Here is a 1,374-nt window from a genome sequence, read left to right as displayed (position 1 = left end):
AGCTCTACATCGCCCCCGCCGGCAGCGTCGAGCAGGGGCCGGACCGGCTGGGCGAGGACAGCCTGCCCAGCGGCGCCGCGCTGCGCGTGCCGCTCGGCCGGCAGCGCCTCTGCCTGTTCGATGTGCGCGTGGTGCTGGCCGATGGCAGCGCCGAGGAGAAGCGCGGCGTCGATCTCTGCCGCAGCAGCCGCGTCACCTTCGGCGACCCCAGCGCGCCGCTGCGCGAGGCGACGGTGGTGAACGACACCGACCTCGCGCTGCGCGAGCTCTACGCCATGCCGAGCGGCGCCCCCGGCCGCGGCCCGGACCGGCTGGGCACCGAGACGGTGGCGCCCGAGGCCACCACCCGCCTGCGCCTTGGCCGCGCGCGCGAATGCCTCTTCGACCTCACCGCCGTGTTCGAGGACGACACGGTGGAGGAGCGCCGCCGCGTCGATCTCTGCCGCAACAGCCGCGTCAGCTTCGGCGACCCCGCCATCCCCTGGCGGGAGGCCGAGATCGCCAACGGCACCGGCCGCGCCATCCGCAACCTCTATGCCGGCACGGCAACCGGCACGGCGAACGGCACGGGCGCCGCCGGGCGCTCCGGCGCCCCGGCCTGGGGCCATGACCGGCTCGGCCCGGTGATGGTGGAGCCCGGCACCACCTTCCGCCTGCGGCTGCGCAGCCGCGCCTGCCAGCTGGACCTGCGCGTGGTGTATGACGACGAGACGGCGGAGGAGAAGCCGGGCGCCGATCTCTGCGCCGGCACCTCCATCCTGTTCGACGGCAGCGGCATCCCGCGCCCGCCGGAGCGCGCCTTCACCCTGCTCAACCGCCACGCCGCGCCGGTGCAGGAGGTCTATGCCTCCGCCACCGACGACACCGACTGGGGCGAGGACCGCCTGCCTGCCGGCGCGCTGGAGCGCGGTGCCCGCGCCGAGGTGGTGCTGCGCAGCGCCTGCGAGATCGACCTGCGGGTGGTGTTCGGCAATGGCGGCGCCGAGGAGCGGCGCGGCGTGAACATCTGCGACACCGCGCTGATCGTGCTGCGCCCCGGCTGGGTGCTGGCGGAGCGGCTGGACCAGGGCGCCGGCACGCTGGAGCAGGGCCCGCCGCGCGAGGGCAGCGTGCGCCTGCGCAACGCCGGCCAAGCGCCGCTGGTCGAGCTGTACGTCGATGCCGTGGGTGCGCCGCGCGGGCCGGACCGGCTGGGCAGCACCGTGCTCGGCCGTGGCGAGACGCTGGATTTCGCCCCGCCCGAGGCGGTGGGCTGCACCGGCCACCTGCGCGCCGTCTTCCGCGACGGGCGGGAGGTGGACCGACCCCGCTTTGGCCTGTGCTCCGGCACCGAGGTGGCCCTGCCATGATGCGCCTTCCCGCCGCCGGGCTGCT

Annotated in this window: 1 protein-coding gene; it reads left to right on the top strand. The window is 76.0% G+C overall.

The window, feature by feature from the left end:
* On the top strand, positions 1–1,349 hold a 1,349-nt coding region (locus tag ACZJYS_RS24315; protein ID WP_493180646.1), incomplete at its 5' end, for a hypothetical protein.
* Positions 1,350–1,374: the final 25 nt, after the last annotated feature.

Source organism: Roseomonas sp. TS2, from assembly GCF_058833935.1.
The sequence above is the reverse complement of the archived record's forward strand: the minus strand, read 5'-3'. Positions and strand labels throughout refer to the sequence as shown.